Origin of the sequence: Allobosea sp. FBZP-16 (genome assembly GCF_002831785.1) — a bacterium.
GTDB classification, from domain to species: Bacteria; Pseudomonadota; Alphaproteobacteria; order Rhizobiales; family Beijerinckiaceae; genus Allobosea; species Allobosea lupini.
Genome location: NZ_LNCQ01000059.1, coordinates 169913 through 183671, shown reverse-complemented (window position 1 = coordinate 183671; position 13759 = coordinate 169913). Strand labels below are relative to the sequence as shown.

Annotated in this window: 11 protein-coding genes; 4 read left to right on the top strand and 7 right to left on the bottom strand. The window is 67.0% G+C overall.

All coding sequences use genetic code 11. The features are described from left to right. The first annotated feature begins 15 nt into the window (after window positions 1–15). Entirely contained in the window at window positions 16–2115 is a 2100-nt protein-coding gene (locus CXY91_RS29495; protein ID WP_100965499.1) for an ABC transporter ATP-binding protein/permease, read from the top strand. Between the two features lie 169 nt (window positions 2116–2284). Here CXY91_RS29495 and CXY91_RS29490 read toward each other — a convergent pair whose 3' ends face one another. The 7 genes from CXY91_RS29490 to CXY91_RS29455 all read right to left on the bottom strand — a co-directional run bounded on the left by CXY91_RS29490 (window position 2285) and on the right by CXY91_RS29455 (window position 9555). Beyond that, window positions 2285–2764, bottom strand: a complete 480-nt coding sequence (locus CXY91_RS29490) for an META domain-containing protein (protein ID WP_091831274.1) — start codon at window positions 2762–2764, stop codon at window positions 2285–2287. Window positions 2765–3047: 283 nt separating this feature from the next. Continuing rightward, complete coding sequence (gene hisG / locus CXY91_RS29485) at window positions 3048–4043, bottom strand: ATP phosphoribosyltransferase (protein ID WP_248307681.1); 996 nt, start codon at window positions 4041–4043, stop codon at window positions 3048–3050. Beyond that, window positions 4040–5146: an ATP phosphoribosyltransferase regulatory subunit gene (locus CXY91_RS29480; protein ID WP_100965498.1), complete on the bottom strand. Its 1107-nt coding sequence runs from the start codon at window positions 5144–5146 to the stop codon at window positions 4040–4042. Before CXY91_RS29480 ends, hisG begins: the two co-directional genes overlap by 4 nt. A 190-nt stretch (window positions 5147–5336) precedes the next feature. Continuing rightward, the gene (locus CXY91_RS29475; protein ID WP_248307680.1) at window positions 5337–5699 is read right to left on the bottom strand and encodes a GIY-YIG nuclease family protein; all 363 of its coding nucleotides are present in this window, start codon (window positions 5697–5699) and stop codon (window positions 5337–5339) included. Window positions 5700–5705: 6 nt separating this feature from the next. After that, window positions 5706–7265 (bottom strand): histidine--tRNA ligase, encoded by a 1560-nt coding sequence (gene hisS, locus CXY91_RS29470; RefSeq protein WP_100965496.1) that lies wholly within the window; start codon window positions 7263–7265, stop codon window positions 5706–5708. A gap of 159 nt (window positions 7266–7424) precedes the next feature. Continuing rightward, on the bottom strand, window positions 7425–8552 hold the full coding sequence (locus CXY91_RS30465) for a hypothetical protein (RefSeq protein ID WP_158673659.1): 1128 nt from the start codon (window positions 8550–8552) through the stop codon (window positions 7425–7427). A 97-nt stretch (window positions 8553–8649) separates the two neighbouring features. Continuing rightward, complete coding sequence (locus CXY91_RS29455) at window positions 8650–9555, bottom strand: LysR family transcriptional regulator (protein WP_100965493.1); 906 nt, start codon at window positions 9553–9555, stop codon at window positions 8650–8652. A 113-nt stretch (window positions 9556–9668) separates the two neighbouring features. On the opposite strand from CXY91_RS29455, the gene CXY91_RS29450 reads away from it, so the two are divergent. From CXY91_RS29450 to glcF, 3 genes are all read left to right on the top strand, one after another. Continuing rightward, window positions 9669–11105: an FAD-binding oxidoreductase gene (locus tag CXY91_RS29450; RefSeq protein ID WP_100965492.1), complete on the top strand. Its 1437-nt coding sequence runs from the start codon at window positions 9669–9671 to the stop codon at window positions 11103–11105. After that, window positions 11102–12289, top strand: coding sequence for an FAD-binding protein (locus CXY91_RS29445; protein ID WP_100965518.1), 1188 nt, complete (start codon window positions 11102–11104; stop codon window positions 12287–12289). The genes CXY91_RS29450 and CXY91_RS29445 overlap by 4 nt, the downstream gene beginning before the upstream one ends. A 116-nt stretch (window positions 12290–12405) precedes the next feature. Further along, on the top strand, window positions 12406–13759 hold a 1354-nt coding region (gene glcF / locus CXY91_RS29440; RefSeq protein WP_100965491.1), incomplete at its 3' end, for a glycolate oxidase subunit GlcF.

Genomic DNA, 13759 nt, shown 5'->3' with positions numbered 1-13759 from the left:
GACAAGGACGATGCCATGCGCCTGTTGAGTTTCGCCGTCGCCGCGCTTGCCGTGATCGCGCTCGTGGTCGGCCAGCAAAGCGGCAGCCACGGCATCCTCGGCCTCGGCGCCGTCGGCCTGCTGCTGGCATTCGCCACGTTCCGGGCTACCGAGATCAGCACCTTCCTGAAAATCTTCTCGGTCATCTTCGCGGTGGAATACGTCGCGACCGGTGCCGGCGCGGTGCTGGCGCAAGTCGGCTTCTGGCCGGCCGGCTGGCAGGCGATTGCACCGCCGGCGAGCCTGCCGACGACGATCGCCGTCTTCGGCATCCTCGTCTATGCGATCTCGTTCATCCCGGCGATCCGGCGCATCGCCCGGCTGGCTTCGCCCTATTTCGAGGCGCCGGAAGCGACCACGGCGCAGCTCTGGCCGGTGAAGCCCTTCTCGATCGGCACGGGCCGCCTCGGCATCGCGCTGCTGGTCTTCCTCGTGGTGCTCAACCAGATCCAGGTCGGCATCTCGCTGCGCCTTTCCTTCTTCAACCGCGATTTCTACAACGCGATCCAGGAGAAGGACGCGGCGACCTTCTGGTATCAGCTGATCTACGTCTTCAGCGTCTGGGCCGCGATATTCGTCATCTCCAACCTGATCGAGATGATCGCCAACTACACGCTCCTGATCCGCTGGCGCCGCTGGATGGCGGAGAGCTTCAGCGCGGCCTGGCTGCGCAACGCCAATCACTACCGGGTCTCGCTCGCCCACACCGCCGACAACCCCGACCAGCGTATCGCCGAAGACACGCGCGCCTTCGTCAACCAGACCTACAGCTTCGCCCTGCCGCTGCTGACGCAGGTATCGACGCTGGTCTCGTTCTCGATCATCCTCTGGTCGATCCCGGTTGCCAGCGTCGTGCCGGGGACCGAGATCAGCATTCCCGGCTTCATCTTCTGGATGGCGCTGATCTATTCGGTCGCCGCGACCTGGATCGCCCATCTCATCGGCCGGCCGATGATCGGCCTGGAGTTCGAACAGGAGCGGCGCGAGGCGAATTTCCGCTATTCGCTGGCCCGCCTGCGCGAATATTCCGAGCAGATCGCCCTGATGCGCGGCGAGACCTCCGAGCAGCGCCACCTCACCGAACGCTTCGGCGACATCGTCCAGAACTTCTACCGGCTGGTCTGGGCGCGGGTGCGGCTGACGACCTTCACCCTGTCCTTCGCGCAAGCCAATGTCGTCGTGCCCTACATCCTGCTCGCGCCGCATTACTTCTCGGGCAAGATCACGCTCGGCATCATGACCCAGGTCGCCTCGGCCTTCGACCGGGTGCAGACGGCGATGTCGTTCTTCATCGACCGCTACCAGTCGATCGCCTCCTATGTCGCCTCGATCAACCGCCTCACCACCTTCGAGGCTGCGATCGCCCAGGCGGAAGCGCGGGGCGCCGGCGGCGCAGACGCCGGGATCGACATCGCGCAGACGGCCGGCACGGACACGACGATCGAGACGCTGTCGCTCACCCTGCCGAATGGCCAGCCGATCGTGAACGCATCCGACCTGACCCTGCCTGCGGGTCATTCGACGCTGGTCGTCGGTCCCTCGGGCTCCGGCAAGTCGACCCTGTTCCGGGCGCTTGCCGGCATCTGGCCCTTCGGCAAGGGCAAGGTAGCGGCGCCCGCCGGCCAGACCATGTTGCTATTGCCGCAGCGGCCCTATTTGCCGCAGGGGTCCCTGCGGTCGGTGCTGTCCTACCCCGCAGAGCCGAACGCCTTCAGCGATGCCAACATCCGGGCAGCCATGGAGAAGGTCAAGCTCGGTCATCTCACTGATAGGCTCGATGAGGTCGACCTCTGGGGCCAGCGCCTCTCAGGCGGCGAGCAGCAGCGGCTCGCGGTGGCCCGTGCGCTGCTGGCCAAGCCCGACTGGCTCTTCCTCGACGAAGCGACCGCCTCGCTCGACGAGACGCTCGAGAACGAGATCTATGCGATGATCCGGCGCGAACTGCCGCAGACCAGCATCGTCTCGATCGGTCACCGCTCGACATTGCGCGCTTTGCACGACGGGCTGGTCGCGATGGAAAAGAACGCCGACGGCACCTTCAGCCCGAAGGCGAAGGCCATGGCGGAGGCGAGGTAACCACAGCGACCTGTCCCTCTCCCCTGGTGGGATAGGGTGAAGATGAGGGGTCTCGCAACGCAGGTCGCTGGCCGTGCGTCGTGTGGAGGCGGCCCCCTCCCAACCTGGGCAAACCCTCATCCGGCCCTTCGGGCCACCTTCTCGCAAGAGGAGAAGGGCGGGTGCCGCCTCAGATACCGCGGTCGAAGCGGATTTCGCCGGCACCCGTCTTGATGACGAGACGGCCTTCGACCAGGTCCCATTGCCGTGCGGTGCGCAGCGCCATCAGATAGCTGCGCTCGAAATCCGCGACGCTCTTGTCGCAGGCGGCCTTGGTCACCGCGATCGGGCCGACGGCGAAGCCCTGCTGGCGCAGCGGATAGGCCGAGGCCGAAAAGGTGTTGCAGCCGGCAAAGCCGGTGCCACGCAGATTGGAATCGACCTTCAGCGTTGCCTTGAAGCTGTTGATCGGCTTGCCGTTCAGCTGGGTCGCCGTCCAGGAGGCGTCGAACGGAAAATTCTTCTCCTGCTTCGGCGGCGGAGCGTCCTGCGGCTGCTCACTACGAGACGGCATCTGCTGGCGACGCTGTGCGAGCGCATCGCTCACCAGAACCGGCGACAGGGAGAGAGCGAGAGCGGCCAGGAGGCCAAGGCGCGACTGCGTATTCAACTGGTCCAGACCCCGATTGGAAAGAGCGACAGCCCGTAGGAGAACCCGATACTTTCCACTGCACCGATCGTGGTGGCGAGCGCAAGTCTCGATCCCACCGCTTTTGGCACGCCTTGCACCGAAATCGCCTCGCCCGGCCGAACTACCCGGACATTGCGTCGGGAATCCGGCGTCTGAACATGTTCCGCAAAAGTGGGCACCACTTTTGCGATGAGAACATGTTCGTCTTTGAGTTTGCGCGAATTCTGTTCGTTCGGCTGTTACCAGCCGAACGGAAAGCGCGTCAGATTCTCGCCAGCAGCCGCTCGATCAGCGGGTTGGAACGGCGGAAGACATAGTCGAGCGCCCTTACGGTGATGTCGTCGGCACCGGCCTTGCTCAGCTCCTCGACTAGCGGGAACACCGCCTTGCGCGGGCAGTGCAAGGTGACGACTCCATCACCACTGGCGGTGCCGAAAGGCAGGCGCGCGCCGAGCCGATGCGCGATCTCGCCGAGCCGCTGCGGCGAGACGGCGTTGAGCACGGCGCGGACCTCGCGCACCGAGCGCGCCTCCTCCTCGGCCGCGATGCGCGACAGGATGGCGGCGGCGGCATCGCGCGCCTGCTTGCCCCATGGCGCACGTACGGATGCGACGAGATTGGCCTCCGAGGCCAGGATCACGCCGTCGTCCAGCACCTTCAGCGCATTCGCCGTCAGCGTCGCGCCTGTGGTGGTGATGTCGACGACGATCTCGGCGGTGCCTGCGGCCGGAGCTCCCTCGGTCGCGCCCAGGCTCTCGACGATGCGGTAGTCGGCGAGGCCGTGATTGGCGAAGAAGCGCCGGGTCAGGTTCACGTATTTGGTGGCGACGCGCAGCTTACGGCCGGTGCGGGCGCGCATGGTCGCGGCGACGTCGTCGAGATCGGCCATGGTGCGCACATCGATCCAGGCCTGCGGCACGGCGACGACGACATTGGCCTGGCCGAAGCCCAGCGGCGCCAGCATGACCATGCTGGCATCGGCATCGGCGACCTGCTCGCGCACGAGGTCCTCGCCGGTGATGCCGAGATGAGCGGAGCCGGACGAAAGCTGCGCGACGATCTCGGAGGCCGAGAGATAGGCGACCTCGGCCCCGCCGAGACCGGCGATCTGGCCGCGGTACTCGCGCTGGCCGCGTGCCTGAACGAAGGAGAGGCCGGCGCGGCCGAAGAAGGCGGTGGCGTTCTCCTGCAGCCGGCCCTTGGAGGGCACTGCGAGAACCAGCGGCGCATCGTTGGTCATCTTGTCCGTCCCGCTCATGCCTTGCCCCCCGCGAGACGATCGAGCCAGAGCGAGGCGCCGACGGCCGGCACCGGCGCGGGCGCGCCGAGGCGCTGCAGCACGCCGTCATAGCGGCCACCGCCGGCGATCGGCTTCAGATCCGGCCGAGCCGGATCGTGCAATTCGAAGATGAAGCCGGTGTAGTAGTCGAGATTGCGGGCGAAGCCGGCCGAGAAGGAGATGCTGCCGACATCGACGCCGCGTGCGGCGAGGAAGCCGGTGCGCTCGTCGAAGGCGTCGAGCGCGGCGGAGAGATCGAGCCCGGCCTCGCCGGCAAGCTCACGGAAGGCGGCGGAGGCGCCGTCCGGATCGCCGCCGATCGCCAGCGCATGCGCGATCACGGCGCTCGCCTCGCCATTGACCGGATTGTCGCGCTCGGCGGCCCGCGCCAGGAAGCGCTCGGCGATGTCGCCGGCCGAGCGGCCACCGACAGTCGAGATGCCAGCGATCGAGAGTACATCCTCGACGAAGGCGCGCGCCGCCTTGGGGTCCTGCCCCTCCAGCGCCTTGAGCAGGCCGGCATGGGCATGCTCGACCTCGTTCGTGGGCGGCTCGAGCGCGGCGACGGCATCGGCGCCCTTGCCCTGCGCCACGGCGCGCATCAGCCGGCGACGGGCCGCCTGCGGCACGCCGAGCCGGTCGAGCAGCGCGGTGAGCAGCGCGACATCGCCCATCAGCAGGCGCGGCCGGGTCAGGCCGAGCGCGGCGGCGGCTTCGACGGTCAGCGCCATGATCTCGGCATCAGCCGCGGCGAAATCGGTGCGGCCGAAGGATTCGAGGCCGGCCTGAGCGAATTCGCTCGGCTCGTTGGCGCCGCGCATGCGGAAGACCGGTCCGGCATAGGCATAGGACGCCGGCTCGCTGGCATGGGCGGCGATATGGGCCAGCGCGACCGGGATGGTGTATTCCGGCCGCAGGCACCATTCGCGCCCGTCATCGTCCTGCGTCAGGAAGATGCGACGGCGGATATCCTCGCCGGAGAGGTCGAGGAAGGGCTCGACGGGCTGCAGGATCGCCGGCTCGGCGCGCCTGTAGCCCTCGCGCTCGAACGGCGCGATCACGGTCTCGAGCTTTGAGCGCATGGCCGGCACTTTACAAAAACCCTGTTGCGGCGCCGTCCTAGCAGGGACGCCGCCGATTTTCGACGGTTTTTAGGGAATTGGGTGAACGGGAATCTGGGGAGTGCTTCCGTCATTCTCGGGCGGAGCGAAGCGCAGACCCGAGAATCTCAGGCCGGAAAGGGCTCCCGACGCGCGGCGAAGGACACAACACTCAAAGAATGCGCTCGAACAGATCGTTCCAATTCGGGTTGTCCTTCTCGACCAGCTCGATTTTCCAACTTCGTCCGTAACGCTTCAAGCTCGTCTCGCGCTGGATCGCCAGCTCGATTGTCTCGTGTGGCTCGTACCAGACGAGCTTGTCGAGGTTATATCGTGCGGTGAAGCTACGTCCCTGGAGCAGCCGATGCTCCGATACGCGACGAGCAAGTTCCGCCGTCACGCCGATGTACAGCGTGCCACGTGGCTTGTTCGTCATGATGTAGACGAAGGAAGGCTGGTGCATCGGCTCCCTCGCGGCGGTCAGCGTGGAATGGGAGCCTTCTGGTCCTGAGATGCTCGGGTCAAGCCCGAGCATGACGCCTTATGAATACCGCGCCAACACCCGCTTCACCCCTTCGACCAGTTCGCCCTTCGGCACGGAGAATTGCGCCTGCGCCTGGCGCTCCTTGTGCTCGGCCGAGTCCTTGACGTCGCGGCCCGCTGCGGCGAGTTCGGCGCCGAGGATCAGGTCCTTGATCACCACCGTGCCGGCCTCGCGCTCGGAGGAACCTTGAATGACAGCGCAGACGGCACCGCGGCGGTCGGCATATTTCATCTGGGCGTTGAAGCCGGAGGAGCCCAGATAGAGATCGGCGCGCATCACGGGCTTTCCCGCGGGATCGACGGCACGTCGCAGCTCAGAGACCATCGACTGATATTTGGGCATGTGCGCCATGGTCTTGTTGTCCATCGCGGTGACGATCACGAGCGGGAGTTCGGCGCGTGCATCGACGATGGGTGAGCGGATCGCCTTCAGGGCAGCGAACAGACGCGAGACGCCGATCGAGAAGCCGGTCGCCGGCACCGGCTCAGGCCGGAAGCGGCCAACGAGCCCGTCATAGCGCCCGCCACCCGCGACCGAGCCGAAGCGCACCACCTGGCCGTCATCATTCGTGACCGGGAAAGTGAGCTCCACCTCGTAGACGGCGCCGGTGTAATACTCGAGCCCGCGGACAACGGAGAAGTCGAAGCGAATCCGGTCCTCAAGGTAGCCAGCAGCCCGCAGGAGCGGCTCGAACTGCTCGACCATCTCATTGATCGCGTCGTCATAAGGCAGGCTGCGCAACCTCTCAGGGCCTTCGTAGACGCCGCCCGTGACGCCGGTGATATCGTTGAGCGTCGCCTTGAGCTTCGCCACGTCCTTGCAGGCCACTACCGCAAGCACAGCGTCGGCCTGGCGCTCGGTGAGCCCGGCGCCCTTAGTGAAGTCGCCGCTCTCGTCCTTGCGCCCGTCGAGAAGCAGCTTGCGCACCTCTTCCGGCGGGAACTTGTCGGCCTTATCGATCGCACGGAGCACAGTGAGGCGCTTGTCGTGAGCGATCTCGACGGCGTCCATCACGCCGTCGAGCACCTTGCGGTTGTTGACCTTGACGACATAGTCGCCGCGCTTGATGCCGAGCTTCTCCATCGTGTCGGCGGCGAGCATGCAGATCTCGGCATCGCCGGCGACCGTACCACTGCCGACGATATCGGCATCGAACTGCATGAACTGGCGGAAGCGGCCCGGGCCCGGCTTCTCATTGCGGAAGACATAGCCGGCGCGGTAGCTGCGATAGGGTTTTGGCAGCGCGTCGTAATTCTCGGCGACATAGCGGGCGAGCGGCGCCGTCAGGTCATAGCGCAGCGAGAGCCACTGCTCGTCATCGTCCTGGAAGGAGAAGACGCCCTCGTTGGGCCGATCCTGGTCCGGCAGGAATTTGCCGAGCGCGTCTGTGTATTCGACGAAGGGCGTCTCGACCGGATCGAAGCCGTAGAGCGAGAAGCTCTCGCGGATCACGGCGAGCATGCGCTCGGTAGCGGCGACATCGGCCGGGCCGCGATCGACGAAACCGCGCGGCTGGCGGGCCTTCAGCTTGGCAGGGGCGGACTTGTCGGCGGACATGGCGGGGAACTCGGTAAGTCAATGCTGATCGATGTCCGAGCGGGTTAGACCGGACCGCCGCCTGGGGCAAGCACGGCGGCGCAATCCGGCCAGGCGCATCATTCGCGGGCCGCTGCGACGGCACTCGCCCTCGCAGGGTCACCAGCCATGAGCAGGATCTCAGCGACGGAACGCCCGGCAGCGCGCATCGAAGGCGGCGAAAACCTCTTCGCTGTTGGATATGTCGAACACGGCCTCGCGCGGCCTGCCGCCGCGATCCATGCGGCCGCTCACGACGAAGCGCTGGCCGCGTGCGAGCTGGTCGCGCGCGCCGGGCGAAAGCGTCGCCATGCCATTGAATTCGCCATCGCTGAACACGAGGCCCTCGTCCGCGCCTCCGACTTCCCAGCGCTGCGGGCGCCCGTCGATCGAGACCGGCGTCGGCGAGTTCGAGATCGACCAGTTGCCGGGCGGCAGGAACCAGTTGCTGATGTCAACGCCACCCTTTGAACCCTTGCTGCAGCTGATCGAGAGGCTGAAAGCCCGGTCATTCGAGCTGATCGAGATGTCGACCTGGACTTTCGTCGGCTGAGTCAGCCGCCAGCGCGAGGGCTTGCGCGGAGCGGCCGGCGGAGTTTCCGCCGCCGGCTTTGGTTCGCTCGCCGCAGCCGGTGGCTGCTCGGCCGCATGCTTCGGCTGGCTGACGCCAGCAGCGGGTGGCACGTCGACCTTCGGGACCTCGGCTGGCTTTGCGGGGCTGTCGGGGGATCGCAGCAGGGCATCGACAGGCTCGGCCGCGACGGGAGCTGGCTGCGGAGCAACGGGTGTGGGGGGAGCGGGAACCGGAGCTGGAGCCGGGACAGCCACTGCCTTTGGCGCCGGGGGACCGTCGACGAGCGTGGCCGACACCAGTTTGACGATCCGGCCGGCCGCTCCGCACGCGACAGACCTGATCTTGAGGCGGGCACCCTTGCGGAACAGGTCGTCGAACGCGGGCTGCAGACGGGCATAGGCTGCGCGATCCCTGATGTCGTAGGCCGCGGGCAGATTGATGTAGCTGTCGTCATAGGGGGGCTCGTTGAATGTGAAGCCTTGCAGCTCGCCCTTCTCGACCGCGCGGTCGACGACCTGCCCCGTGCCTGTGCCGCGGACACAGCCTGAGCCGGTCGGCAGGCCGGTGATCGCGACGACGCGCCCGGTCTGGTCCCTGTCGATCCGAATCTGTGCGGCTGCCGATGTCGCCGCGGCAGCAGAAAGCAGGGTGGCACAACCCAAAGCGACGAAACGCGAGCTGAGACAATCCGTCATGGGCATCAATTCCGTTGCGGCATGGAAAGGATAGAGGCGCTCCGGCCAATATTAACGATGATATTGGCGGCCACGATCCTCCCGGCGCAAGCGCTTTCTACAACGCCAATCCTTCATCCCAGTACGGAGTCGCCCCGTAAAGCTCGGCGAGATAATCGACGAAGGCGCGGACCTTGTGCTCCATGTGCCGGCGGCTCGGATAGACCGCGTAGACCGCGACGCGCTTGCCAACCGAATAGGCCGGCAGCACCCGCGCCAGGGCGCCCGATTTCAGCTCCCGCCCGACATCCCAGGTCGAGCGCAGTGCGATGCCGACGCCCGCCAATAGAGCCTCGCGCACGACTTCGCTGGAATTGGTGCGCAGCTGGCCGTTGATCTTGACCGACACCTGGCCCTCCGGTCCGTCGAGACGCCATTGGTCGGCATTGTGTGCGATGAGGGTGTGGCGCGCGAGGTCTTCGATCGTCCCGGGGATGCCGCGGGCGGTGAGGTAGCCCGGCGTCGCGCAAAGCACGCGGTGGTTCGGCGCCAGCCGCTTCGCCACCAGGCTGGAATCGCGCAAGTCTGCGATCCGGATCGCGACGTCGAAGCCGTCGGCGACGATGTCGACGAAGGCGTCGCTGAGGATCAGCTCGACATTCACCGCCTGGTTGGCGTCGAGGAAGGGCTTGAGATGCGGCGCGACATGCATCCGCCCGAACGAGGTCGGCGCCGAGACGCGCAGGGTGCCGCGGGCCTGCCCTGTGCCGCTGGCGACCCAGGCCTCCGCCTCCTCGATCGAGCCGAGGATCGAGACGACGCGCTCATAGAAGCCCTGGCCGGCCTCTGTCAGCGAGAGTTGCCGGGTGGTGCGCTGGAGCAGGCGCACGCCGAGCCGGTCCTCCAGGCGGCGGATGCGCTTGGAGATGACGGCCGGCGAGAGATTGAGTTCGCGTGCGGCGGCGGACATGCTCCTGGCGGTGACGACATGGGCGAAGACGTCGAGGTCGCCGAATCTGTCCATGCGTCCACCATCTTTTCCGTTTTGGAAATAATCATGCACGTTAGCCCCGCTGCATCCCCTGTGGAAGTATTCTAGAGTCGCGCGAGAACCGGAGAGGGTGAGGACGAAGTGTCATGAGTGCGATCGCCTTTCCGGCGCCCGATGCCGGCATCCTCGCCCGCCGCGACGCGATAATCTCGGGCCTCGCCAAACTGGTCGCGCCCGACGCGCTGATCACCTCCGAGGACGAGCGGCGTCCCTATGAGACGGACGCGCTGACCGCCTATCGCCGCATGCCGCTCGCGGTCGTGCTGCCCTCGACCACGCGGGAGGTCGCGGCGGTGCTGCGCTACTGCTCCGAACAGGGCGTGCCGGTGGTGCCGCGCGGCGCCGGCACCTCGCTCGCCGGCGGCGCGATCCCGCAGGAGGACGCGGTGGTGATCGGCGTCTCCAAGATGAACCGCATCCTGGAGATCGACTACGCCAACCGGGTGGCGAAGGTGCAGGCCGGCGTCACCAATCTCGCCGTCACCGGCGCCGTCTCGGCAGACGGCTTCTTCTACGCGCCCGACCCGTCCTCGCAGCTCGCCTGCTCGATCGGCGGCAATATCGGGATGAACTCGGGCGGCGCCCATTGCCTGAAGTACGGCGTCACCACCAATAATGTGCTGGGGGTCACCCTGGTCATGCTGGATGGGAGCATCGTCGAGATCGGCGGTGGTCACCTCGACGCCCCTGGCTACGACCTGCTCGGCCTGATCGTCGGCTCGGAAGGCCAGCTCGGCATCGTCACCGAAGCGACGGTGCGTATCCTGCGCTCGGCGGAAGGCGCGCGGCCCGTCCTGTTCGGCTTCCCGACCAGCGTCGAGGCCGGTGCGGCGGTCGCCGCCATCATCGGCGCCGGCATCATTCCTGTGGCGATGGAGTTCATGGACAAGCCGGCGATCGAGATCTGCGAGGCCTTCGCCCATGCCGGCTATCCGATGGATTGCGGCGCGCTGCTGATCATCGAGGTCGAGGGCTCGGAGGCCGAGATGGATGCCCAGCTCGCCCGCATCGTCGCGATCGCCCGGGAGCACGGCGTCGGCACGGTCAAGGAGAGCAAGTCGGCGATGGAGACGGCGGCGATCTGGAAGGGCCGCAAATCCGCCTTCGGCGCCACCGGCCGCATTGCCGACTATATCTGCATGGATGGCACGATCCCGACCGGGCAATTGCCCTTCGTGCTCGAGCGCATGGACGAGATCATCAAGGGCTATGGGCTGCGCGTCGCCAATGTCTTCCACGCCGGCGACGGCAATCTCCACCCGCTGATCCTCTACAACTGCAACGACCCGATCGAGGCTCAGAAGGCGGAGGACGCCGGCAACGACATCCTCAAGCTCTGCGTCGAGGTCGGCGGCTGCCTGACCGGCGAGCACGGCGTCGGCATCGAGAAGCGCGACCTGATGACGGTCCAGTTCAACGAGGCCGATCTGCACCAGCAGCAACGGGTCAGGGCCGTGTTCGATCCGCGCTGGCTGATGAACCCGGCGAAGGTTTTCCCGCTGGAAGGGCGGATCGCGGCCTGATGCTCCACACACCCACCACAGAGGCGCAGGCCTGCGCCGTCGTCGCCTCTATCATCGAGGCGCGCGTTCCGCTCGCCATCCGCGGCGGCGGCACCCGTTCCGGTCTCGGCCGGCCGGACAACGCCGTCAGCACGATTTCGAGCGCCGAACTCACCGGCATCACCTTGTACGAACCCTCTGAGATGGTGATCGGCGCAAAAGCCGGCACGCCGCTGAAGCTGATCGAGGAGACGCTGGCAAGCCGCGGCCAGATGCTACCCTTCGAGCCGATGGATCATCGCGCATTGTTCGGCACGGAGGGCGAGCCGACCATCGGCGCGATCGCGGCCGGCAACATCTCGGGCCCGCGCCGGATCAATGCCGGCGCCGCCCGCGACTCCCTGATCGGCATCAAGCTGATCAATGGCCGTGGCGAGCTGGTAAAATCCGGCGGGCGGGTGATGAAGAACGTGACCGGCCTCGACCTGGTCAAACTCGTCTCCGGCAGCTTCGGCACGCTCGGCTTCCTGACCGAAGTGACTTTCCGCGTGCTGCCGCGGCCGGAGCGCATCGTCACCCTGATCTGGGAGGACCTCGCCGACGAGGGCGCAGTGGCGCTGCTGTCGGGGGCGCTCGGCTCGCCCTTCGAGCCGATGGCTGCGGCGCATCTGCCGGCCGGCGTCGGCGCGGAGCACGCGCGCACGCTGCTCAGGCTTGAGAACTTCTCCGCCTCGATCAGCTACCGCGCCGCCGAGCTCGCGCGCCTGCTCAAAGGCTACGGCCGGCCGCAGCTGATCGAGGGCCGCGCCTCGGAAGCGCTCTGGCGCGAGGTCAGGGATGCAGCCTTCTTCGCCGGCACGCCGGAGGCCGTCTGGCGGCTATCGCTTGCACCGACCAACGGGCCGAAAGCGACCGCCGCGATCGCGCGCATGGTACCCGGCGCGCGCTGGTTCTACGATTGGGGCGGCGGCCTGATCTGGCTCGCCGTGGCAGCCGACGGCGATGCCGGAGCGGCAGCGATCCGCACCGCGCTGAAGCCGCTCGGCGGCCATGCCACGCTGGTGCGGGCGCCCGATGCGGTGCGGGCGGCCGTTCCCGTCTTCGAGCCGCTCTCCGAGCCGCTGATGCGGGTGACGGCGGGCATCAAGAAGAGCTTCGATCCGGAGGGCGTGTTCGAGCCTGGCCGGATGTATGCGGGGGTGTGAGATGGCGTGTCGTCGTCATGGTCGGGCTTGTCCCGACCATCCACGTCTTCCTTTCGCGAAGGCGGTGTTCAAGACGTGGATGCTCGGCACAAGGCCGAGCATGACGGTGTAGGATCATGCAGACCAACTTCACGCCCGAGCTTCTCGCCTCCGACCCGCGTCTTCCGGCCTCCGAGAAGATCCTGCGCACCTGCGTGCATTGCGGGTTCTGCACCGCGACCTGCCCGACCTATCTCCTGCTCGGCGACGAGCTCGATTCGCCGCGCGGGCGCATCTACCAGATCAAGGACATGCTGGAGAGCGGCAAGCCGGCGACGCCGGACGTGGTCAAGCATGTCGACCGCTGCCTCTCCTGCCTGTCCTGCATGACGACCTGCCCCTCGGGCGTGCACTACATGCACCTGGTCGACCATGCCCGCGCCCATATCGAGGAGACCTATGAACGGCCCGTCGTCGACCGGACGTTGCGTGCGATCCTGTCGGCGATCCTGCCCTATCCCGGCCGCTTCCGTCTCGCCATGCTGGCGGCGCGGCTTGGCAAGCCGCTGGCGGGCGTGCTCGGGTCGCTGCCTGTCGTCGGCGATCGGCTGAAGGCAATGCTGGCGCTGGCGCCCTGGAGCCTGCCCGATCGCTCTTCGATGGAAGGGCCAGCTTCCTTCCCGGCCGAGGGCGAGCGTCGCAGGCGCGTCGCCATTCTCTCGGGCTGCGCCCAGCCGGTGCTCGATCCCGGCATCAACGAGGCGACGATCCGCCTGCTGACCCGACATGGCGTCGAGGTGATACTGCCCAAGGGCGAGGGCTGCTGCGGCGCGCTCGTCCACCATATGGGCCGCGAGCATGACGCGCTCGCCTTCGCCCGCGCCAATATCGACGTCTGGATGGCCGAGATCGAGGGCGAAGGTCTCGATGCGATCCTGATCACGGCGTCGGGCTGCGGCACCACGATCAAGGATTACGGCTTCATGTTCCGCAATGAGCCGGCCTATGCCGACAAGGCGGCGAAAGTCGCCGGCCTCGCCAAGGACGTGACTGAGTTCGTCGAGACGCTGGAGATCGCGCCGGTCCGCAGCTTCGACCTGACCGTCGCCTACCACTCCGCCTGCTCGATGCAACACGGCCAGCAGCTCAAGGACGGGCCGAAGCGCCTGCTGGCGCTGGCCGGCTTCCGGGTCAAGGAGGTGCCGGAGGGCCATATCTGCTGCGGCTCAGCCGGCGTCTACAATATCCTCCAGCCGGAGATCGCCGGGCAGCTGCGTGAGCGCAAGGTCGGCAACATCCAGCGCACCAGGCCGGACCTCGTCGCCACCGGCAATATCGGCTGCATCACCCAGATCGCGAAGGGCTTTGCCGACCGCGGCGCGACGACGCCGATCCTGCACACCGCCGAACTGCTCGACTGGGCGACCGGCGGGCCTTTGCCGGAGAAGCTGGCCAAGGCAGGGATCGGGGAAGCGGTGGCACCGGAGCTGG

Coding starts and splice junctions, on each gene's coding strand:
- CXY91_RS29495 (WP_100965499.1), top strand. CDS start 16: ATGCGCCTGTTGAGTTTCGCCGTCGCCGCGCTTGCCGTGATCGCGCTC.
- hisG (WP_248307681.1), bottom strand. CDS start 4,043: ATGAGCGGGACGGACAAGATGACCAACGATGCGCCGCTGGTTCTCGCA.
- CXY91_RS29480 (WP_100965498.1), bottom strand. CDS start 5,146: ATGCGCTCAAAGCTCGAGACCGTGATCGCGCCGTTCGAGCGCGAGGGC.
- CXY91_RS29475 (WP_248307680.1), bottom strand. CDS start 5,699: ATGCTCGGGCTTGACCCGAGCATCTCAGGACCAGAAGGCTCCCATTCC.
- hisS (WP_100965496.1), bottom strand. CDS start 7,265: ATGTCCGCCGACAAGTCCGCCCCTGCCAAGCTGAAGGCCCGCCAGCCG.
- CXY91_RS30465 (WP_158673659.1), bottom strand. CDS start 8,552: ATGACGGATTGTCTCAGCTCGCGTTTCGTCGCTTTGGGTTGTGCCACC.
- CXY91_RS29455 (WP_100965493.1), bottom strand. CDS start 9,555: ATGGACAGATTCGGCGACCTCGACGTCTTCGCCCATGTCGTCACCGCC.
- CXY91_RS29450 (WP_100965492.1), top strand. CDS start 9,669: ATGAGTGCGATCGCCTTTCCGGCGCCCGATGCCGGCATCCTCGCCCGC.